At 41.7% G+C, this 21000-nt stretch carries 20 protein-coding genes; 4 read left to right on the forward strand and 16 right to left on the reverse strand.

From position 1 onward, the window contains the following. Nucleotides 1–201: 201 nt before the first annotated feature. The 5 genes from H6G05_RS12445 to H6G05_RS12465 all read right to left on the reverse strand — a co-directional run bounded on the left by H6G05_RS12445 (nt 202) and on the right by H6G05_RS12465 (nt 6299). Nucleotides 202–1119, reverse strand: coding sequence for a GGDEF domain-containing protein (locus H6G05_RS12445; RefSeq protein WP_190578484.1), 918 nt, complete (start codon nt 1117–1119; stop codon nt 202–204). A gap of 59 nt (nt 1120–1178) precedes the next feature. Continuing rightward, nucleotides 1179–1457 carry a hypothetical protein gene (locus tag H6G05_RS12450; RefSeq protein ID WP_190578485.1) on the reverse strand — a complete coding sequence of 93 codons (279 nt, stop codon included), beginning with the start codon at nt 1455–1457 and terminating at the stop codon, nt 1179–1181. A 152-nt stretch (nt 1458–1609) separates the two neighbouring features. Continuing rightward, nucleotides 1610–2482 (reverse strand): DUF6920 family protein, encoded by an 873-nt coding sequence (locus H6G05_RS12455; RefSeq protein WP_190578486.1) that lies wholly within the window; start codon nt 2480–2482, stop codon nt 1610–1612. 223 nt (nt 2483–2705) lie between these two features. Then, nucleotides 2706–5600 (reverse strand): type I restriction endonuclease subunit R, encoded by a 2895-nt coding sequence (locus H6G05_RS12460; protein WP_190578487.1) that lies wholly within the window; start codon nt 5598–5600, stop codon nt 2706–2708. A 108-nt stretch (nt 5601–5708) separates the two neighbouring features. Then, nucleotides 5709–6299, reverse strand: coding sequence for a Uma2 family endonuclease (locus H6G05_RS12465; protein WP_190578488.1), 591 nt, complete (start codon nt 6297–6299; stop codon nt 5709–5711). Between the two features lie 109 nt (nt 6300–6408). Here H6G05_RS12465 and H6G05_RS12470 point away from each other — a divergent pair, with 109 nt between their 5' ends. Then, a complete protein-coding gene (locus tag H6G05_RS12470) occupies nt 6409–6636 on the forward strand; it encodes a hypothetical protein (protein ID WP_190578541.1) in 228 nt (75 codons plus the stop codon). Next, nucleotides 6633–6989: a type II toxin-antitoxin system PemK/MazF family toxin gene (locus H6G05_RS12475; RefSeq protein WP_190578489.1), complete on the forward strand. Its 357-nt coding sequence runs from the start codon at nt 6633–6635 to the stop codon at nt 6987–6989. The genes H6G05_RS12470 and H6G05_RS12475 overlap by 4 nt, the downstream gene beginning before the upstream one ends. 25 nt (nt 6990–7014) lie before the next feature. Here the strand turns inward: H6G05_RS12475 and H6G05_RS12480 are convergent, their stop codons facing one another. From H6G05_RS12480 to cobD, 11 genes are all read right to left on the reverse strand, one after another. Then, nucleotides 7015–8271, reverse strand: a complete 1257-nt coding sequence (locus H6G05_RS12480) for a restriction endonuclease subunit S (RefSeq protein WP_190578490.1) — start codon at nt 8269–8271, stop codon at nt 7015–7017. A gap of 42 nt (nt 8272–8313) precedes the next feature. Continuing rightward, nucleotides 8314–8520 (reverse strand): hypothetical protein, encoded by a 207-nt coding sequence (locus H6G05_RS12485; protein WP_190578491.1) that lies wholly within the window; start codon nt 8518–8520, stop codon nt 8314–8316. Between the two features lie 25 nt (nt 8521–8545). Continuing rightward, entirely contained in the window at nt 8546–9031 is a 486-nt protein-coding gene (locus H6G05_RS25040; protein ID WP_199310495.1) for a ribbon-helix-helix domain-containing protein, read from the reverse strand. Further along, entirely contained in the window at nt 9024–9980 is a 957-nt protein-coding gene (locus tag H6G05_RS12495; protein ID WP_242025466.1) for a Fic family protein, read from the reverse strand. Before H6G05_RS12495 ends, H6G05_RS25040 begins: the two co-directional genes overlap by 8 nt. Before the next feature lie 24 nt (nt 9981–10004). Continuing rightward, nucleotides 10005–11633, reverse strand: coding sequence for a type I restriction-modification system subunit M (locus H6G05_RS12500; protein ID WP_190578492.1), 1629 nt, complete (start codon nt 11631–11633; stop codon nt 10005–10007). Between the two features lie 257 nt (nt 11634–11890). Further along, complete coding sequence (locus H6G05_RS12505) at nt 11891–12271, reverse strand: hypothetical protein (RefSeq protein WP_190578493.1); 381 nt, start codon at nt 12269–12271, stop codon at nt 11891–11893. Continuing rightward, nucleotides 12268–12876 carry a hypothetical protein gene (locus H6G05_RS12510; RefSeq protein ID WP_199310497.1) on the reverse strand — a complete coding sequence of 203 codons (609 nt, stop codon included), beginning with the start codon at nt 12874–12876 and terminating at the stop codon, nt 12268–12270. Before H6G05_RS12510 ends, H6G05_RS12505 begins: the two co-directional genes overlap by 4 nt. A gap of 449 nt (nt 12877–13325) precedes the next feature. Further along, entirely contained in the window at nt 13326–13991 is a 666-nt protein-coding gene (locus H6G05_RS12515) for a GIN domain-containing protein (RefSeq protein WP_190578494.1), read from the reverse strand. Between the two features lie 209 nt (nt 13992–14200). Further along, the gene (locus H6G05_RS12520) at nt 14201–15496 is read right to left on the reverse strand and encodes a glycosyltransferase (RefSeq protein WP_190578495.1); all 1296 of its coding nucleotides are present in this window, start codon (nt 15494–15496) and stop codon (nt 14201–14203) included. A gap of 266 nt (nt 15497–15762) precedes the next feature. Further along, entirely contained in the window at nt 15763–16833 is a 1071-nt protein-coding gene (locus tag H6G05_RS12525) for a glycosyltransferase family 4 protein (protein ID WP_190578496.1), read from the reverse strand. Nucleotides 16834–17732: 899 nt separating this feature from the next. Next, nucleotides 17733–18800 carry a threonine-phosphate decarboxylase CobD gene (gene cobD / locus H6G05_RS12530; RefSeq protein WP_190578537.1) on the reverse strand — a complete coding sequence of 356 codons (1068 nt, stop codon included), beginning with the start codon at nt 18798–18800 and terminating at the stop codon, nt 17733–17735. A gap of 255 nt (nt 18801–19055) precedes the next feature. Here cobD and hisD point away from each other — a divergent pair, with 255 nt between their 5' ends. Together hisD and H6G05_RS12540 are read left to right on the forward strand one after the other, a co-directional pair. After that, nucleotides 19056–20354, forward strand: a complete 1299-nt coding sequence (hisD, locus tag H6G05_RS12535) for a histidinol dehydrogenase (protein ID WP_190578497.1) — start codon at nt 19056–19058, stop codon at nt 20352–20354. A 5-nt stretch (nt 20355–20359) separates the two neighbouring features. Further along, a complete protein-coding gene (locus H6G05_RS12540; protein ID WP_190578498.1) occupies nt 20360–20977 on the forward strand; it encodes a Uma2 family endonuclease in 618 nt (205 codons plus the stop codon). The last annotated feature ends 23 nt before the right edge of the window (nt 20978–21000 follow it).

Here is a 21000-nt window from a genome sequence, read left to right on the forward strand (position 1 = left end):
AGTTAGGACTTACGCAGTAGCAATGCATTCAAGTACGGACTAATACCAAGGTAGAAAATGGCGTAACCATTTTCTACCTTGAAAACCCGTTGAAACGGGTTAATTTAAACTAGTCTGTAGTCCACTTCAGTGGACTTGAGCTTTTAGCCAAGAACTTGAGTTCTTGGTTTATTTGCTTATTGTTTTAAAAGAGGAAAGCATCTATTCAATAGGAGGAATATCCAAAATAGATTCGCTAAACAGCATAACGCTCTGATCGGTTCCTTTCGATCTATACATAGCTCTATCCACCTGTTTAAAAAGGATGTCAGCCGTTTCTCCATCCCTAGGACATATGGCAATCCCAATCGTGGCACTTAGAGAAACCTTAGTTCCTTCAAAATCATATTCTTCAGCAATTCGAGCAGCCATCCTTTTGGCAAGCTTAATTACTGCATCTTCTAGCTTAACGTCTAACAGGATACAGATAAATTCATCACCTCCCCATCGACTCACGATATCTTCACCGCGCACAAAATCTTGTAACCGTTTTGCTACAGCGAACAACACTTTATCTCCAATATCATGACCATAAGAATCATTAATGTTCTTAAATTTATTTAAATCGATGAACATCAGCGCAAGTTTCCAACCATGTCGTTTTGATTGAATCAATCCATGCTCAAGACGTTGCTCTAACAACAAACGGTTTGGAAGCCCTGTTAGGGAATCATGAAGTGCCATATGTACTGCATCTTTCTCTTTTGCTTGAGATTTCGATAAATCAGTACGCACCTCAGATAGCTCTTGCTTTGTTTGCTTTAGTTCAAATTCGATATCAGTTCTTTCAGCGACTTGTTGGGTCAGTTGGGTATTAACCTGTTCGAGATCTTCCGCAGCTTCGGCAACCTTTTTCTCAGCTTCTTCGTTTTGAGTAATTACCTCTTCGATGGTGGGAAAGGGGGGAATAACTTTATCATCATTTTTGAGGACTGCATTGACTGAACTAAGTTGATCCGCAGATTCCTCTACATTTTCTTTGATTTCTTCGTTTTGATCGAGTACCTTTTTAAGAAGAAGTGTTTTGCTACCTGCTGAATCATCGGATGTAGTTGAACTATCTTTACTTTCATTTTCCATAATACTTTTCCACACTAATAAAATTAATGACGCGATCGCAACTATAGTTACTGAAATAGCTACTGAATTTTCGACAGGATCATACTGGCAAGGACAATAAGTCCTAAGGCTCTCCGAAAGTAATTAACGCCTTGAAATAGTTCTTCCCAAGCCCAAGTAAATAAAGCTCCAAAAGCGATTACTTCTAATCCGATAGAAATTTTTCCTGTTGTAAAAAATAGCTTTAACAAACTAGCTACACTCCAGACAATGATCGGCAAGTTCGGCATCTGGACAAGAACAATTTCACCTTCACCTGCGCGATCGCGAAGTATTTTATCAATTAATACATTTTCCATAGTTTTAGTACATGACTGATTTTTTTAGACTTGATTTTTTTAATACTTTTATGACTAATGCAAGAGGATGAAATGTAGGGGCAATTCATGAATTGCCCCTACTATAAAATGCGAGTTTCAAGGCATTTTTGCGTAAGTCCTAACTTGATTTATTACAGCGCAAACTCATAATTAATCTTTGTAATCGTTCCTTTAAAATAGAGTCTCAGTCCTTCTAGATGCTCCCAACCTACTTCCCCTTCTAAGGGAATCCGCATTCCATGATGGACTTCATATTCTCGAAAATTACCGACCCAAGGCATAAAGGTCAATTTATCACCAACTACGCTATGACAACGCTCTTCAGCACGCATACTGGTAATTAATCCTTCTGCATCAAACTGAAATACAACCGAGGCAGTTGTCTTTCCATCGGTCAAAGTGGCTCGGCTAGAATGCTGATCGATCGCTTCCCAGATTACACCCTGACTAGGCAGCAATGATGTCGGATACCAAACTGATTCCGCAAGGAACCGTAATAATTCGCCTTGATTTAATTCAGGCGTATTGTGCATTTTGGCAACCGTGAAAAGACCCAGTATCGATGCTTGTAGATTTCCCTCTCCTCGTAGATAGGTATCATGGACAAATACATTTATGAATGGAATCATCTTGATTTTTGCATCCCAATCAAAACCTAGGCTTTGAGTAGTGACAAGTTGCGTAGCAGTAAACTTATGCCATTTAACCTCTGTTTCATTCATATGAAACTGTCCGTGCTGAGAGAGTTCAACTTTTGCTATGATCGCTTGTCCATCCTGAAGCACAGCCTTAAAAAATCGCTGTACAGGCTCTGGTAAGTCTACAATCTCTTTGGAGTCATAGGTTTTAGGCTCAATTGATTGTTGTCCATTTGCTAATTTGACCCGTAGTTTATCAGTCCTAGATTGCCAGCGATCGCGCCCGTACATCGTAATGATCGCCAACAAAGCTAAGATCATTACGATGATAATGACTATTGGTGGTGATTTCAACGAGTAACTCATAAACAAACCTACGCTTAAGCTAAATCCAGCTAATATGAGGATTACAAATCGCCATGTTTGAATAAGCATCATTTTTTATGTAGATATTTTAACTATGTCAGGCGATCGCTTGATTTCGTGAATGAGTTGATTGAATACGCTACAAAATGTAATAGCTAAGTTATGGTGATCGCTATTATTGTTAAGTCTTGATTTCTAAGCGATCGCACCAACAATCTATCTCCTAAAGGCGATCGCTATTATTCTCTTCCTCTTCAAATGCGCCAAGAGCGTCATCGAATTTGTTGATAATGTCGAGGAATTGCGATACAACGCGATCAAAGATTTTTTTGCGCTCTAATAGTTTGGGCTTTTCGTTACAGGCGTTTAGAACTGTATCGCGTAACGGTTCTTTGCCAGTAAATTTGTAGTCGGCGATCATTTGGTTGACGGCTTCAGGTTTTAAATTTTCCTTAGAGCAGAGTTGCTGAATCGCAACCATACGTTCTTGATTCCAGAAGTTCTGAAATACGGTGGCGATCGCATCTTCTGGTTTAATTGTGGGCATTCGCTCATCAATGAATTTTTCAATGAGATCGCGTTTGCTGCGTAACTGGACTTCTTGCCCAACGAGTTCGAGAATAGCCTCTTTTCTCTTTTGATAGTCTTCTTCAGTGGTTTTGGTGTTTTGACGGAGTTCGGCTAGGAGTTTGAGAATATACGAGACGTTGATTTCATCGCGCTGTATGAGTTCTAGTTCAAAATCAACTTCTTCAATGAGGGATTTATCTTCTTCCTCTTTGCGCGATCGCGTGCGGTCGTGGATGTCGAGATATTTGCTCTTATAGTCGTCAAAGGTCTGTTCGTCCATGTTGAGGGCAGTAAAATCAAACTCGGTGAAGGATTTACTGACGTTAAGGAGACGGATGAGATTACGAAAGGCTTTGACAAATTTAACTTGGTCGTCTTCGCTGATGAGTTTATTGACATCGTTGGGGATAGAGGCGATCGCTCTTAATTCCTGCACGCCTTTGTTAAACTCTTCGATGTAATGCTCGTAGGGTTCGATAAAGATCTCTTCATTGGCGTTAGGATCGGAAAAGAGGGCGACGGCTTGATCTGTGTTGTCTTTGAGGTTACGGAAGCAGACGATATTGCCTTGGGATTTGAGTTCGCCCAAAATGCGGTTGGTGCGGGAATAGGCTTGAATCAGTCCGTGATACTGGAGATTTTTATCGACATAAAGCGTATTGAGCTTTTTGACATCAAAGCCCGTGAGAAACATATTTACGACTAACAAAATATCGGCGCGATCGCTATCTTGAGCGTTTTCCCGATCGCGGTCTTTCATCCGTTTAGAGATGTCTTTGTAGTAAGTGTAGAAGGCTTTGCTGTCTCTGGCGGAATGTTGAGTTTGATAAAGGGCGTTGTAATCGGTGATAAATTCGGTGAGTTTGTCGCGACTGTGGGAATTGACTTTTAAATCAGTTTTTAAATCGAAATCTGGTTCACCAATCAAGCCGTTTGCGTCGTCGTCCTCTTCGTTAATACTGGGGGTGAAGATCGTCACGATTCGCAAGTCATGTAAACCCTGTTTTTGTTTGTTTTTAAAGGCTTCGTAATAGGTCAGTAGGCTATCAATATTACTGACGCAAAGGATCGCAGAGAATTTTTTACTGTGGGTTTTGCGGTTATGGTTGGCGATGATCCAATCAACGATTAGGGAAATGCGATCAGGGTTTTCAAAAAATTCTCGATCGAGTTTGGGTTCAGTGATGAGGCTGCCGTCTTTGCGTTTGATTTTCCCCCAATATTCAACGGAGAATTTAAGCACGTTTTCATCGGCGATCGCATTAGTGATCACATACCTATGCAAGCATTCGGTAAATAAGGTGGCTGTGCATAGTTTTACACCGTCTTTAATATAGACATTCTTCTCAGCGAAGATGGGTGTACCAGTGAAGCCGAACATTTGGGCGTTGGGGAAGAATTTGACAATATTTTTGTGGGTTTCGCCAAATTGGGAGCGATGGCATTCATCGAAAATGAAGACGATACGCTGATCTCGTAGTAGTGACATGACGGATTCATGGCGCGGGTTACGGATGGCATTATTGAGCTTTTGGATGGTGGTGACAATCAGAGTGCTGTCGCCTGTCATCTGATTGACGAGTTCTTTGGTGTTGTCGGTGGTATCTACGCAATCGGGGCTGAAGTGGTTGAATTCTTTACTGGTTTGGTAATCGAGGTCAGCGCGATCGACCACAAATAAGACTTTGTGAACTTTTGGGAGTGCGGTGAGGATTTGGGCTGCCTTGAAGCTGGTGAGGGTTTTGCCTGAGCCTGTGGTGTGCCAGATGTAGCCGTTTTTGTCGGTATTTTTGACGCGCTCAATGATCGCTTCGACGGCGTAATATTGGTAGGGACGCAGCACCATCAGCACTTTGTCGGATTGGTGCAGGACGATGTATTTGCAGATCATTTTGGAGAGGTGGCATTTCTCCAGAAAGGCGGTGGCGAAGTCGTCGAGTTGGGTGATGAGGTTGTTTTCTACATCTGCCCAGTAGAAGGTTTGTTTGTATTCTTGTTTGCGGTTGTTGGCGTAGTAGCGAGTATTTACGCCGTTGGAGATGACGAAAATTTGCACATATTGAAATAGTCCAAAGTCTGCGCCGTATGAGTGGCGTTGGTAGCGGTTGATTTGGTTGAAGGCTTCTTTGAGATCGAGTCCTCGGCGTTTGAGTTCGATTTGGACGAGGGGAAGCCCGTTGATTAATAAAGTTACGTCGTAGCGATTTTTGTAGTTGCCTTGTTGGGCGACTTGGTTGGTGACTTGGTATTGATTTTGACACCAATGTTCGATATTTAAAAATTCTAAATAAGTGGCTGTGCCGTCATCGCGGATCAGTTCCATTTTGTCGCGGAGTCGTTCGGCGCGATCAAAGATGTTGCCTTTGTCGAGGTGGTTGAGGACTCGCTTAAATTCTTCGGGACTGAGTTGGGTTTTATTATGTTTTTCGAGTTGGGTTTTGAGGTTATTTCGCAAATCTTCGGCGTTGCGGATGGTGACGGGTTCGTAGCCGAGTCCCGTTAGGCGTTCAATGAGGTTTTGTTCTAGTTCTTGTTCTGATTGGGTCATGGTTTTAGGTAATGGGTAATGCTTTCAGGTAATGGGTAATGGGTAATGCTTTTATTCCCTATTCCCTATTCCCTATTCGTTTTTCAGGTAATGGGTAATGCTTTTATCCTATTCCCTATTCCCTATTACTTCGGTAAGGTCGAGGTTGCGATAGATTTGTTCAATGGGAAAGCTTAGATTGATGCTTTTAAGTTCGATGGTGTCGCCTTCTTGGTAGTTGATAATTAACCAATCTCCTGCTTCGTTTTTGTGATACAAATCCATTTCAATGCTAGTAGAACTCACTAATAAATAATCTTGTAAGTTTGGATTTTTGCGGTACAGTCTAAATTTGCCGCTTCTGTCGTATGTCTCAGTGCTAGGAGATAGAACTTCAACGATGAGGCAGGGATAGGTGAAATGATTTGGGGTGTTTTTGTCGCGATCGTCGCAGGTGACGCTGGCATCGGGGTAGGTATAGTTTTTGGTTGCAACAATATTAATCTTGATGTCAGAATTGCCTGCTATGCAACTGCTATTTTCTAAGTGACTATCAAACATGGCAGTAAGTCTGATGGCAAGGCGACCATGATTAACGCTACCGCCGCTCATGGCGTAAACTTGACCGTTAATCAGTTCGTGCTTTTCTAGTTGCTTTTCTTCCCAAGCAAAGTATTCTTCTGGGGTCATTTGCGGGGAGTTTTCTTGGGCTGCAATCATGGAAAATCACTCGTTGGCTGATTTTGCTACTATTTTAACGGTTTACACAAACATTTTTGCAGCAAACCTTTGCTAGACTAAAGAATAATAGGCTTGGGAGAGGTGTTTTATGGTGCAAGCGCAGTTTAATTTGGATGAGTCGTTGTGGACGTTTGTGCAGCAATCTTGGCAGTATGGTTTTCAGAATCAGGATGAATTGATTCGGGTGGCGCTGGGGAAATTGCAACAGGAATTATATTCGTTGGAGATGTCGGCGGATCTATATGCAGAGGTTTATGCTGAGGATGCGGATTTGCAAGCTTTGACGGATAGCGCGATCGCTGGCTGGCCAGAATGAATAGTTTGCGGCGCGGACAGATTATTGATATTGATTTGGAACCGACTAGAGGTTCTGAAACTGGGAAGGTTCGACCTTGTATTATTGTGACAAATGATGTTTACAATGCGCGTGTGCCTGTGATTCAGGTTGTGCCGATTACTGAATGGAATGAGAAAAAGACGCGTATATCGACGAATATTGATTTAGAGCCATCGGCAATGAATGGATTAACGAAACGATCAATTGCGGATTGTTTACAGACTCGTCCGATCGACCATCGGCAAAGGTTAGTGAGGGTAAGGGGGCAGTTGAGTGGGGAAGATTTGGCTAGGGTTGATGGGGCAATTAAGCAAGTATTTGGCTTTGGTTAACTATAAGCAGCAACGACTACAGGCACTATACAAACATTTTTTGCAACAAGCCTTTTTTGAATTGTTCGGTTAATTCGATTTGTTTGGCGATCGCTTCAATCTTTTGATCAATCGCCGTCAAAAAACCAGCTATTTTTTCTTGTTCTTGTTTACAGGGAATAAGAGCCTGAACAGACGCAATGTCTTCTTGCCCTATTGTCGTCATAGTTCCAGTTTTACCACGGGCAACTAATTGTTGTCGAACTTTAGCGGATTTTAATGCTAATCCTAAGAATTGGGGTAGATAGAATTCGTGATTAAATCGAAATCTAATTAAATGTCCATCATAAGTAATATCTTGATCTTGACTCAATAAAATATTAGAGTGAGCAATTCCTTCCTTCACGAGAGATGATCGAGTAAAAAATATATCTCCATATTCAGCCTGATTTTTTCTGAATTCTTCCTCTTCTAGATTTAACATAGTCAACGAATCAACATTAATAGAACGGCTAGTATATATATCTTTTACATTAATTAATCTATATCCCCAACCTACTTTACTAGGATCATTAAAAACGCCATTGGAAAAGCCATTTATAGCCATATCACCTAGCTTTTTCTTTTCCCAATTATGGAAGGGCTGCCCGTCGTCGCACCTAAATCGAATTTGTTGAGAAAAGATTTTCTGCATTACGCCCCTTTTATAGGTTTGCAGGAGTTCGTGCTTGCGGCGCAGTTGGGTGAGGCGGGTATCTACTGCCCCCAAAAAACTCGCTATCTTTTCCTGTTCAGCGATAAGTGGTTTGAAAACAATTAGTGCTTTTAATTGAGAAGTATCTAATTTGCCAGCTCCAATACCTGTCCCAGAAACTAGAGATTTTAGAAGGTTTTCGTTTGCTTTTAACCAGTAAAATAGGAAAAATAATTCTCTTTTATCGTGAATTTCTAAAGCTTTAACATCTTGATTAAACGCCAAATCTCTACCTGTTATTCCCATAGGAATACGATTATAAAGAATACTTCCACGTACAAGTATTAAAATTGAATCTTTAGTAGCTAGTCTTGAACCATTTTTTAAGCCAAGTTCTGTTATTTTTTGTTCAGAATCAGAAAGTATATTGAAATACATTGATGATGCACTGATCCAAGAAATATCACCACCCCAATAGTCTGGATTGTCTTTAGATGGTGTCCCGCCAGAACTCCAATCAGCTAATTCTTCCAAAGTCTTCGGCTGCCAACTTTTTTTAAACTCAGGAAATCTCAACACAGGCACATTTTTCTTCAACCAATTACCCATTACCTATTCCCCACTTTTAAAAACGGATTGATAATAGTTAAGCTAGAATCGTTCATGAATCTCATCCCTTGACAAATCACGCCAGCCAACTGCTGTTAAAGGTTTTTCAGCAAGACGATCCATCAGTCGAGACGACCTAGGTTTGATAGTTACTTCAATTACATCATTGCCAACCACACTCATATACTCATCAGGAATAACAATTTTACCTTGCACCACCTTAGCGGTAAATTGGATCATCGTGTTCATAAATTAAAACTCCTTTCAAAATTTCTTACTGCTCAATCAAAGTAAAATCTGATTTAGTTTTATCCCACTCACTCCTAACTTGCTGTTGCCAAGCCACAGCATTAACCTTTCTAAAAGCCTCTACTTTTCCCGCCAATTGATTAATCGGATGAACTGCCATGTTAGATTGAGACTTCATTTGTGACCCACCCGAAACAAAACTTTCCCCATCAACAGACGGCACTTGCTCCGATATAGTGATCGCAGCTTGAATCTTTTCCCTAACAGAAAGACTCCACTCACTTTCTGCTTGTTCATATTCATCAAATAAAAGCAGCGCAATTTCAATAACTTCCTGCATAGATCGATATTTACCAGTTGAAATTTTAGACTGCACAAGGTTTTCTTGATCGGGCGTTAAAGTTATGTTCATCGTTGTGATCATCCTAAGTTGATTTGCAAAGTTACTATAAGCGTTGATTTTAGGTAATGAGTAACAGGGAATAGGGAATGCCTTTATTATATTACCCATTACCTATTCCCCCATCACCCAAAAAACCAATAATCTCCCCATAAAAACTCTCTCCCTTCCCCCTACTACTACCAGCAGTCACCAACAACCTTAAAACCTCCACAAGAGAACTAATCGCCGCATCAAAAACTAAATCATAAAGCTGGCTTAAATCATCTTGGTTTTGCTGCCCATACGCCAAAGCATTAATATAATCATTGCGGATTTGGTTATCAATCACCACAATCGGATAGCCCGCCCGAATTAACAGCAAATTCATTAATAATCTAGCCGTTCGACCATTCCCATCGCGAAAAGGATGAATAGAGACAAACCGATAATGCGCGATCGCCGCATATTCAAGCGGATGGAGACTTAAAGCAGCTTCCGAATTTAGCCAGATCATAAAATCTCCCATTAACTGAGATAGTAAATAATGAGGAGGATAACGATAATTTGTACCAGCCGCCATCACATCCAGAGTGCGATAACGCCCCGCCTCATCAGGGTTGATTTTGCGGAGAATCAAATTGTGAATTTGCCTAATTTCCCATTCATTAATTTCCGTATCTCTTTGGGCTAATCCTTCAACATAATCGATCGCATCCTTATGCCCGATCACCTCTAAATGTTCATCAAGGGTTTTGCCCCCAATCGTAATTCCCTTCGTTAAAACTAATTCTGTTTCACTCTGAGTTAACGTATTACCCTCGATCGCATTCGAGTTATAAGTAAAGCGCACATCATAGAGCTTTTTGAGTTCAGCGACGATCATCGGTTCCAACGGTCTGAAGCCATCTAACCAAGCCTTTAGCTTATCGATTTGCTCTAACTTAAGCCGATAATTCATAGTCAAATAATCCTTAATTGAACCACTTAATGAAAAATTTGCTTGATGACTCAAACCAATGACCCGCAGCATAAAATCATCGTACAGATGAGAAGAAGAAACCCACAACTGAGTATTCATATTCCCTATTACCTATTCCCTAAATTATAGCGGCGCATCAATCCCCAACTCCTCACAAAACCCGCGAATCACGCGATCATTGTCCGCCATCTCCCGATCCATTGATCGCAACTCCAAGGCGATCGCCGCCAAATCAATCTCCTCCTCCTCCTCAAACGTATCCACATAACGCGGAATATTCAAATTAAAATCATTTTCTGCAACCTCCGACAACGGCGCACGATAACTATATTTTTCTTCCTGTAAACGTTCTCGATAAGTCGCCACAATCTTATCCACATCATCATCCCGCAAAAAATTCTGATTCTTCGCCTTCTCAAAATAGGCACTCGCATCAACAAACAAAATATCCTGCGGATGCTCCCGACACTTCTTAAACACCAACACACAAGTGGGAATACTCGTTCCATAAAAAATATTCGCAGGCAACCCAATCACCGCATCCAACCAATTGCGCTCATTGATCAAATACTTGCGAATCTCCCCCTCCGCCGCACCCCGAAATAAAACCCCATGCGGCAATACCACCGCCATCGTTCCATTCTCATCCAAATGATGGAGCATATGCTGCACAAACGCAAAATCCGCCTTAGAACTCGGTGCTAACCGCCCATACTGACTAAAGCGATCGTCCGACTCAAACAGCTTATTCGCACTCCAATGTGCCGAAAACGGTGGATTCGCAACGACAGCCTCAAACCGCATACCCTCATGCTGTGGACGCTCCAGCGTATCCTCCTGTCGCAAATCAAAATTTCGATAATGCACCCCATGCAAAATCATATTCATTCTGGCAAGGTTATAGGTCGTGCGGTTCATCTCCTGTCCGTAATAATCGCCAACCTCATCCACCTCCCGCGCCACCCGCAACAGCAACGAACCCGATCCACAAGTCGGATCATATACTGACTTTAGCCGCCGTTTTCCCGTCGTCACAATTTTCGCCAACACCTTAGAAACCTGTTGTGGCGTATAAAACTCCCCCGCCTTTTTCCCCGCACCACTGGCAAACTGCCCAATCAAATACTCGTAGGCATCGCCCAACACATCACTTTCGCTGTCATCCAACCGAAAATCAATCTTATTCAAATGCACCAAAATCTTCGCAATTAGCGCATTCTTAGCTTTCGGAGTCCGTCCCAACTTCGTCGAAGTCAGATCCAAATCCTCAAACAAATGATCGAAATCCTCCTCACTCTCCTTCCCCATCGTCGATCGCTCGATGTTATTCAGCACCTGAGTTAGATCGTCCAGAATAAACACCGAACTCTTTTCAAAATCCTCATCCGTCAGCTTATCAATCTCCTCCGTCTGCTTATTCCCCAGCGATCGTTTCGCCAAAGCCCCAAACAACTCCGACGGTTTCAGAAAATAACCTAACCCCGCGATCGACTCCTCTTTAATAGCCTCTAAATATTCCTGCCCCTCTGCTGAGGACTCATCAAGCCCCAAAAAATCAATCTTATCCTCCGCCAAAATACCATTAGCAAAAAGATACTGACGCTCCGACAGATACTTATAAAAAATAAACCCCAAACAATAATCCCGAAACTCATCGGCATTCATCTTGCCCCGCAGTGAGTCGGCAATATTCCAGAGTTGAGTTTCTAATTTTTTCTTTTGTCCGTTTATTCCGTTTTGTCCGTTCGTCATTGATCCTTTGTACTAGGCGATCGCTAATACAGCCAAAAAATATTGTCAGATTAGAGTATAGCCTCTAACCAGCGCCTAAACCTTGAAATCAGGTCATCAAGGTTTAAGGTAGTGAAGTGGTCTAACTTGGAAATGCGATCGCTATTATTGTAAGTCTTGATTTCTAAGCGATCGCACCAACAATCTATCTTCTAAAGGCGATCGCTATTCCCATGAGTCGTGATTTTTAGGCGATCGTAAAGGGTTAAAATGCCTGCTTATGATTTTGCGGCACGGGCATATGACTTCCACGTTATCAAAGAACCAATTGCAAATAGGATACATTCGACAATTATAAAAAAGAGTGAACTTGTGTTGCCAGTTGTCTGTTGGTAGAAACTAGCGGCGAACATTCGGAACAGTCCGAGAGCCAGCAAGAACCAGCCACAGATTGTAATCAACAGAGTCCAGTTACGTTGCCATAGGTTATGCGATCGCACAATTGCCAAACCCGCGACAAACATGAGAACTCCAGAGAGGTAGACGACTGGCGGGATCTGTTCGTCGTAGAGATGCGGTTGAATAAGCGGAAACTCCGAAGCAACCATTACCATCAGGGTTGGACCTAGCAGCTCTCCTATACGCTTCGAGTTCTTCATGCCACACCTTTCGATGCGGATTGTTCTAAAAAACGATATTCACTCAGAGTTTCTGTTCCCCATAGCCAAGTTATGGCGATCGTTGTAATGGCTAATAAAACAGCACCGATAAGGATACCTGCGGATAAAGCACTAAACCTTTCTTGTATAGTATCGATCGCATAACCCATATAGCCAGTTTCTTCGGCAGCAGCTCCAAGAAAGAACAAACAAAAGAGAAAAGGGATAGAAAGAAAAGGAATATGAAAGTTAAATGGAAGCGGTAATCCTAAGAGATAAATGATGATGTATATCAACACATATACTAAACATGGCAGAGATACTGCACACCCGTACCATATCTTTTGGGTGATTCTTGGGAAATCTAAAATCCTTTTAAACAGTTTTTTAACACCAATAAGTCCTTCTTCTTTATAAACGAGAATGCTAGCAGCAATCGTTGGTGTGAATGCAGCTAAAATGTCTGTTATAGGAATATCTAACGGTAATCCTTTTACATCAATTCTTGTTTCAATTATCCATAAAGGGATAGAAAGTCCAAAAACAAGTAGAAAGAATTTTAATGGTGAATGGTTCTCTGGGTAGCTGTTATTCATGATTGTCATTAAGTGAAGTTCTTTTTCTGGGTTTGAAATTATTGTTTAATATAAGGGGGTTCTTACGGCTATAGGCAATTCCTAAACAGATAGAGACTATTAGCTCAAGGGAAAAAACTACAATTACTTTCCAATCCAAATCTAGCAGTAAGGTTCCATTATTGCCGACATATAGAGCTAATCCAATACATCCATTAAACCAAGCATGACTTAATACACAAAGGAATAAGTTGTTTGTGTATTTATAAAGAGTTGTAAAACTAGCAGTTAAAATTATTCCTGAAAACGGCGTTGTTGCACAAATAAGCCAATCCCCACAAAGATTTCAGCGGTTTGGATCTAGAAAAAACGGTATTTTTATGCGGATTTATAGCCTCAAGCCCTTAGTACGTAAGGATTTAATCATGCAACAAAGCCATTTTTTTCATTGTTTTACTTTTTTTTAATTGTTCTTAAGTCTAACGTTTCTTGATTTCTCCTAAGCCTTTCACAGATTCCGTAACTTGAGGAGAACCAATATATTCTATTGAGCCTAGCCCTAAGATAGATGCGTCTAATTGCTCACTCACATTGACTACCGCGCTACCTACACCTTTATTGCGAACTTTAGCTTGTTTTACCTTCAAATCTTCACCATTAAAGCTGCCGACCCCAGAGAGAGAAAGATCCAATACATCCACATTTCCCGCGATCGCTATACTACCCACTCCATCCAGCGAAACCGATAAATGTTTACCTTGAATATCCTTCACTTCAATACTACCGACTCCATTGATATCTAGTCTCTCCAAGCTTTTGATCTCCACCAAGAACTCAATGGGCTGAGTCGGATCGATACTGGAAGAGTTAATGTTATTGATGTATAGAGTTTGACCAGAGACACGACTTTCTAGGATTGGTAGGATATTATCCTCAGCGATAATTGTGAGAGATTCTTTGCCAGTCTGCTGGATCTTGAGTTTGCCCACAGATTTAAAGATAATTGATGAAAATGTCGTAACTTCTCTGGATTCAGTTTTAATGATTCCCGATCCTCTAATCCCATTCCAATTTAAAGAGCAGGCGGTAAACAGACTTAAAGTTGCTAAAAATAGAACCAAATGGGATATTAATTTACTTCTCATTAAATCACTCGGTTTTCATCGTGATTTCTCTTTGATTTGTTTAGAATTAGGGCTTACGCCAAAGAACGAAATGTAAAGGCAGTTCAGGAATTACCACTACGACAAAATGTAGAATTCAAGTCGTTTTTGCGTAAACCCTAAGATTTGGAATTGAAAATTGCTCTCCTACGCCCAGAGAGGGAATAGGAGAAACATGTAAATTGGCAAGCCTACGCCGATCTAGTAGTATTTGGCATCTTGTAACTCCAAGCTTGCTCATGCATAATTGATCGCGCTAGCACATGACGATAGAGTTCGCTCAACTGAATCGTTACTCCAGCCCAACTAAATCGTTGATTCACATTGGCAGATGCTTGTTTACGCATTTTCCTGACCCATAAATCATCAAATAGAATGCGGTAAATGCTGCTAGCAAAAGCTTCAGTATCTTTCGGCTCAACTAAAAGTCCAGTTTCTTCAGGAATAATCGTAAACTTTAGTCCACCGACATTAGAAGCAACCACAGGTACGCCACAAGCCATAGCCTCGATCGCTACTAATCCAAAGGGTTCGTAATGACTAGGAATTACACACACATCAGACGCAGTATAGTACATCGGCAAAATATCATGCCCAATCCTACCCGCAAAGAGAGTGTTGTCCTTCAAGCCTAAGTCATTGACGATGTTTTCAATCCTTTTTCTCTCATCTCCATCAGGCATATTTGCAGAACTTCCACCGACAATGATCAGCTTCAGGTTGGGGATATTCTTCTCCTTTAGCAGGGCACAAGCTCTTACTAAAGTCTCAATACCCTTTCGTTCGTCAAATCTACCCACATAAAGAATCACCTTTTCATGAGTACCTAATTTCAAATGTGTCCGCGCATGAGCCTTAGAGGTTAACCGAAAGTTATCAGTATCGGTTCCGCAGGGAATTATTTCAATTTGCCCACGGGTTGAAACAAGCGATCGCAAAGTTTCTTGCTCTTGAGGACTGGTCGCCACCACACAATTAGCCCGCTCTAAAATCTCTCGCTCAATCCGCAGACGAGTATTCGCAACTTGAGGGATTTCCACCAAAGACTGATACTTCACCGCTCCCAGAGAATGATAAGTATGCACCAACTGAATATTACTGGTTTTCTGTAACTCCAGTCCCGCCCATGCAGATAGCCAATAATTAGTATGAATTAATGGATAATTTAGACCTTGAGTCCTTTGAAAAGATTGGAATGAACTCACAAACTCTGGCATATGTTCAAACAATCTATCTCTAGGAATATATGTTTCTGCACCTGCTTTGAGTCGGATCGTTCGGCAATGGGGCGAATGCTGCACAATCTCATCATCGTCAGCATGGACTTTGCGAGTAAACATATCTACATGCCAACCCAAAGCCGCAAGGGTTTCGCCCACATGACGCACATATACATTTTGTCCACCAGCCTCCTCTAATCCGATCTCAGCCGCAGGGTCCGCATGATCAGAAATGAGGGCGATCGCCTGTCTATTCAAACTCAACATAGTGTTCTTCTCCTTGTAATAATATTCAGAACCCTCTCCCTTAGCCTCTCTCTCCTACCGTTTACACACAATCTGTAGGTTTTAGATCCCCCCCATCCCCCCTTAAAAAGGGGGGAGAATTTTCTTCTTCCCCCTTTTTAAGGGGGATTGAGGGGGAGCATTAGTAACCCACGCTGTAGCTGATAACTTGTGTGTATGCCGTAGCTTCCGCAGAAGATGAAAAAAATTTCCTTCTCCCAATAAGCGATGGGGCTGGAAAGTGAGAGCTATTGCATTACCAAATCGCGCCTCTGCCCGTTTCGAGAATATTTCTCTGCCAAAATCTTCTGATATACGGCTTCATAGCCATCTGCCATGCGTTTCGCCGTGAAATTCATCAGAACATGATCCCGACAAGCACGCCGATCTAGCTGATCAACAATTGCGATCGCATCTACACATTCAGCAACAGACTTACAGAGAAATCCACTAACTCCGTGAGCAATCACCTCAGGTGCAGAGCCTAAACTCAAGGCAATCACAGGCGTTCCTGTGACCATTGATTCAATCATCACCAGTCCAAAAGGTTCTTTCCACGTAATTGGGAAGAGCGTAGCTACAGCCCCCCCCATGAGAATACTTTTTTGATGGTGATTTGCTTCACCAAGGAATTCGATTTGTTCACCATCAATATGGGGAAGGATTTGACTTTCAAAGTATTCCACATCCACAGCATCAACTTTTCCAGCCATCTTGAGATGCCATCCAGAACGTTTTGCAATTTCAATGGCTAGGTGAGTTCCCTTTTCAGGAGACATGCGACCCAAAAAAGCCAGATATGGTGGATTTTCGGGTTGGGTATGAAAGTTATAAGTATCAGGAGCAATGCCGTTATAAACTGTGGATACATAGTTTAAGCCTAAACTTGCATCCCTTTGTGAGTTGGAAATACTAATGAATGGTTGATTTCGCACATGGCTAAATAGCTTCTGATTGTCAGGTGTAAAAATGCCGTGGAGAGTATGAACTGTAGGCGTTTTTACTAAGTTGGTATAGGGTAATGCTACACAACCAACATGGGAATGAATTATGTCAAATTGAGCAGCATTTTCGTATACACGGCTCATATTTAACATGTCATAGATATTGGGATCTTTAACGCTATTATCCAAGCGTAAGGCTCTAGGATGTACTGATTCTAATTTGGCTGAAGTTGTAGAATCTCCTGAAGCAAATAGAGTGACATCATGACCACGCTTGACTAATTCTTCGGTGAGTAGGCTGACCACAAGTTCAGTACCGCCATAGGCGGGGGGAGGAACCTGTTCCCATAGTGGGGCAACTTGGGCAATTCTCATTATGAATCTCCTATCTATAACCTTAAAATACAAGCGATTATCACGGCTGTTTTTTAAAGTTGTTATCTTACTAAAGAAGACTATAAATGAGCACTGTTTGATATCGTGTATAACGAGATTTATGAATAATTTGATTTGTATAAGAATTTCCTTAAGTACAACAATAAAAATTTAATCTTTACAAATAATTTGATAAAAATCGCTTAATTATAGCAATCCTAAATGGTTTGTGGAAGCGTACCCCTTCGGGGTACGCTTCCACAAACCCAAAAATCTACAAATGATTTACGAATGCTATAGACGAGTATAGTGTGTTTGATAAATTAGAGGCGATGCAATTTGATATCAAAACCCAAATAGTGTGAGGCGGCGCGAAGCGCCGCCTCACACTATTTGGGTTTTATGTCCTAACAAGAATGGCGACAGCTATAACTTTACAAGAGATACTACCTTCCCACCCAATAACACCAATTCACGAAAGTGTTGCAACACTTTTATGAATTAAAAACCAAACCCAGTAAAGTCTTTAAATACACAAAATTGTATTTTGGTATAATACCAATCCCCAAAAGTGTTGCCACACTTTTGGGGATTAAAAACCAAACCCAGTAAGGTTTTTAAAAGCACAAAATGGCTACGTCATTTTGTGCTTTGGTATAGTTTAGTTGTTCGGCTATTGAGAAAAAATAACGTTGGACGATCGCGATCGCAGTTTGTGTTTAGAAAAGGCGATCGCACTCAAGAAATTTGATCAGCCAAATCCGTCTGGTCTACGCGATTCTCCAATTTATTGGTTAGCTAAATCGTAATCGATATATTTGTGTCTTTTTTATTGGCTTAAAATAGACGTTTTAGAACCCATACCACATTAGCTGACTAGAGCCTAATCTTGTAAAGTCCTACATCAATCCTGACAACGCTTTTATCAAGCGCTGATTTTCGCGTTCTAGACGTACAGCTACTCGGAAATAGCGATCGCCTAATTCTGGGAAACTCAGACAATCACGAATGAGAATCTTATCTCTTTGTAATAGTTCTTTTTGCAAAATAGAACCTGCAATTTCTGTTTTGACTAATAGATAATTTGCAGAATTTGGTAAGGGATTTAAACCTGATATTTGTGACAAGCCTTTCAATAGTTGCGATTTAGCACTTTTTAACCAATCCCATGTTTGTTGCTGAAATTCTATATCTTCTAATACGGCAATACCTGCGGCGGCTGCTAAACTATTGACACACCAAGGATCGCGCCATGCTTGCCAACGTTGCAAACGGTCGGGATGGGCGATCGCATAGCCAAGTCTCAATGCTGGCAAGCTGTAGAACTTAGTCAGCGATCGCAAAATCACTAAATTAGGATGAGATGGAACTAAATCGATTAGACTTTGTTGCTGATCTGGCGTGAGAAAATCCATAAACGCTTCATCAATCACTACCAAAGCAAACCTCTCTAAATAAGGTAAAATACTTTCTCTCGTAAATAAATAGCCTGTCGGATTATGGGGATTATTGATTAAGATTCCTTTGGCATGAGAATCAGAGATTTCTGGTAGTTCCTCATTAAAATTTACTTCTTGATTTCCAAATAGAAATGGATATCTTTCCACTTCACAATCAAAGGTTTTTAGAGCGCGGTAGTAGTCAGTAAAAGCAGGTGTAAACAGAACCGTTGAAGATAACTGTGAAAGATCACGTCCTACCCAAGTTAATAGCTCCGCCACACCGTTACCAGCTAAAATCCACTCTGATGACAATTGATGAAACTTGCCTAAAGCTTCTCTGAGTAATGTATATTCAGGGTCAGGATAATGGCTCAAATCAGCTAAATGGGACTGAATCGCGGCAATCGCTGATTTAGGTACACCAAGAGGGTTTATACTTGCCGAAAAATCTAAGATTTGCTCTGGTGATATATCAGCCATACTCGCCGCCCATTGACGATTTCCTCCATGTATTGGGCGTAGTATTGGGCGTAAGTAATCAGACGATTGCATAGTTTTTTGTTTAGATTTTAGTTCAGGTACATTACTTACTTTAAATGCTTGCTCTTGCAAGATTTTCATTATTGCTCAGGAGCGCCAACTATAGCTGTCGCCAACCCAGAAAGTGAGTAGCAGCGCGAAGTACCGTTACTCACTTTCTGGTTTTTAAATGTTCGGTCACACAACTTACGGGAATACAGGTTAAGCTAGGATTAATCATCGCTTCTTACGTCACAATCTATGCTACGAATTGTCACCCAGAGAACTGAAGCAGAATCCGAAATCAAGCGGATTTGCGATCGCATCTATGATGATCAGATGATCCACAAGGAAGCCACTGTCACCGAGATCATTCAAACGGTCAGACGCAAAGGTGATACAGCCCTTCTGCACTATACCTCTGAGTTTGATGGTCAGGACTTTACAGCGGCGGAACTGCGCGTCAGTGGATCGGAACTTGATGCTGCTTATCAGCAAGTCAAAGGCGGACTGCTCAAAGCGATCGAATTAGCGCATCAGCGTATCGAAGAATTTCATAAAATGCGTGTGCCAAAAAGCTGGGTACATTTTGGCGATAAAGATGTCGTGTTGGGCAAACGTTACACACCTGTTGACTCGGCTGGTATTTATATCCCTGGGGGGAAAGCCGCCTATCCAAGTACTGTTTTGATGAATGCTGTACCTGCAAGAGTCGCAGGGGTAAAGAAGATTGTAATGGTTACGCCCCCAGGGCAAGAACGCACAATCAATCCTGCGATTTTAGTAGCTGCTCAAGTGGCAGGTGTAGAAGAAATTTATCGTGTGGGTGGAGCGCAAGCGATCGCTGCATTAGCCTATGGAACGGAAACTATTCCTAAAGTTGATGTAATCACAGGGCCAGGCAACATCTATGTCACCCTTGCGAAAAAACAAGTGTTTGGGCGGGTTGGTATCGACTCGATCGCGGGGCCATCAGAAGTTTTAATCATTGCGGATGCGAGTGCTAACCCCACCTATGTCGCCGCAGATATGCTTGCTCAAGCAGAGCATGATCAGATGGCAGCTTCGATCCTGCTCACCAATGATTCGCGCCTTGCTAATCGTGTCTGTGAAGAAGTCAATCGGATGCTGGAAAATCATCCCCGTCGGATGATGACCGAAAAGGCGATCGCCCACTATGGCTTAATTGTCGTTGTCGATAGTCTGAAAACTGCCGCCGAACTCTCAAATCAATTTGCTCCCGAACATCTAGAACTTGAAGTCGAAGAACCTTGGCAATTAGTCGATCAAATCCGTCATGCGGGAGCTATTTTTATCGGACATTCTACACCTGAAGCCGTGGGGGATTATTTAGCAGGTCCAAATCATACTTTACCTACCTGTGGCGGAGCGCGTTATTCCTCGGCGCTGGGTGTCGAGACTTTCCTTAAACATTCCAGTTTGATTCAGTACAGCCCCGAAGCCTTAAAAGAAGTGTCAGGAGCGATCGCTTTATTAACCGAAGCCGAAGGCTTGCCCTCACACGGTGATTCAGTCAGATTACGTCTACAAGATCTGTAATAGCTATGGTTATAGCCAATTCCCTACCAACATTAACAATTCTGGAAAACGGCGATCGCCTGAATCGCGTTGAATTTGAGCGGCGTTATACATCCTCAAACATTAAAAAAGCGGAACTCATCGAAGGACTTGTATACGTGGCATCTCCCTTACGTTTTACCCCCCATGCTAAACCTCATAGTCAAATCATTGGTTGGCTAATTACCTACCAGTCCATGAGGACTGACTTAGAAGTTGGCATTGAGCCAACAGTCCGACTGGATGCTGATAATGAACCGCAACCAGATGCAGTCTTATTTCGGCTAGGTGGTAATGCTCAAGTTGATGAGGATGGCTATATTACAGGCTCACCCGAATTAATTGTCGAAATTGCCGCGAGTACTGTTTCCTATGATTTGCACGCTAAAAAACGCGCCTATGAACGTAATGGGGTAAAAGAATACATTGTTTGGCGGACATTGGATCAACAAATTGATTGGTTTGTTTTAGAGAATGGTCAATATGTGGAATTAGCTCCCAATGCCGCAGGAATTATTCATAGTCGGGAATTTGAAGGCTTACGGCTCAATGTATCAGCTATCTTAAATGGTGACATATCAACAGTTCTCAAAACATTGCAATAAAAAAGAACCTCCCGTTGGGAGGT

The sequence above is a fragment of the Phormidium tenue FACHB-1050 genome, assembly GCF_014696925.1.
In the GTDB taxonomy this organism is placed as follows: domain Bacteria; phylum Cyanobacteriota; class Cyanobacteriia; order Pseudanabaenales; family Pseudanabaenaceae; genus Pseudanabaena.

Excerpts from the sequence above, each read along its gene's own strand:
- H6G05_RS12520 (WP_190578495.1), bottom strand. The coding sequence starts at position 15,496 with ATGTTGAGTTTGAATAGACAGGCGATCGCCCTCATTTCTGATCATGCG.
- H6G05_RS12470 (WP_190578541.1), top strand. The coding sequence starts at position 6,409 with ATGGTGCAAGCGCAGTTTAATTTGGATGAGTCGTTGTGGACGTTTGTG.
- hisD (WP_190578497.1), top strand. The coding sequence starts at position 19,056 with ATGCTACGAATTGTCACCCAGAGAACTGAAGCAGAATCCGAAATCAAG.
- H6G05_RS12455 (WP_190578486.1), bottom strand. The coding sequence starts at position 2,482 with ATGAGTTACTCGTTGAAATCACCACCAATAGTCATTATCATCGTAATG.
- H6G05_RS12540 (WP_190578498.1), top strand. The coding sequence starts at position 20,360 with ATGGTTATAGCCAATTCCCTACCAACATTAACAATTCTGGAAAACGGC.
- H6G05_RS12450 (WP_190578485.1), bottom strand. The coding sequence starts at position 1,457 with ATGGAAAATGTATTAATTGATAAAATACTTCGCGATCGCGCAGGTGAA.
- H6G05_RS12480 (WP_190578490.1), bottom strand. The coding sequence starts at position 8,271 with ATGGGTAATTGGTTGAAGAAAAATGTGCCTGTGTTGAGATTTCCTGAG.
- H6G05_RS12485 (WP_190578491.1), bottom strand. The coding sequence starts at position 8,520 with ATGAACACGATGATCCAATTTACCGCTAAGGTGGTGCAAGGTAAAATT.
- H6G05_RS12505 (WP_190578493.1), bottom strand. The coding sequence starts at position 12,271 with ATGAAGAACTCGAAGCGTATAGGAGAGCTGCTAGGTCCAACCCTGATG.
- H6G05_RS12475 (WP_190578489.1), top strand. The coding sequence starts at position 6,633 with ATGAATAGTTTGCGGCGCGGACAGATTATTGATATTGATTTGGAACCG.
- H6G05_RS25040 (WP_199310495.1), bottom strand. The coding sequence starts at position 9,031 with ATGGGTAATATAATAAAGGCATTCCCTATTCCCTGTTACTCATTACCT.
- H6G05_RS12495 (WP_242025466.1), bottom strand. The coding sequence starts at position 9,980 with ATGAATACTCAGTTGTGGGTTTCTTCTTCTCATCTGTACGATGATTTT.
- H6G05_RS12510 (WP_199310497.1), bottom strand. The coding sequence starts at position 12,876 with ATGACAATCATGAATAACAGCTACCCAGAGAACCATTCACCATTAAAA.
- H6G05_RS12500 (WP_190578492.1), bottom strand. The coding sequence starts at position 11,633 with ATGACGAACGGACAAAACGGAATAAACGGACAAAAGAAAAAATTAGAA.
- H6G05_RS12445 (WP_190578484.1), bottom strand. The coding sequence starts at position 1,119 with ATGGAAAATGAAAGTAAAGATAGTTCAACTACATCCGATGATTCAGCA.
- H6G05_RS12460 (WP_190578487.1), bottom strand. The coding sequence starts at position 5,600 with ATGACCCAATCAGAACAAGAACTAGAACAAAACCTCATTGAACGCCTA.
- H6G05_RS12515 (WP_190578494.1), bottom strand. The coding sequence starts at position 13,991 with ATGAGAAGTAAATTAATATCCCATTTGGTTCTATTTTTAGCAACTTTA.
- H6G05_RS12525 (WP_190578496.1), bottom strand. The coding sequence starts at position 16,833 with ATGAGAATTGCCCAAGTTGCCCCACTATGGGAACAGGTTCCTCCCCCC.
- H6G05_RS12465 (WP_190578488.1), bottom strand. The coding sequence starts at position 6,299 with ATGATTGCAGCCCAAGAAAACTCCCCGCAAATGACCCCAGAAGAATAC.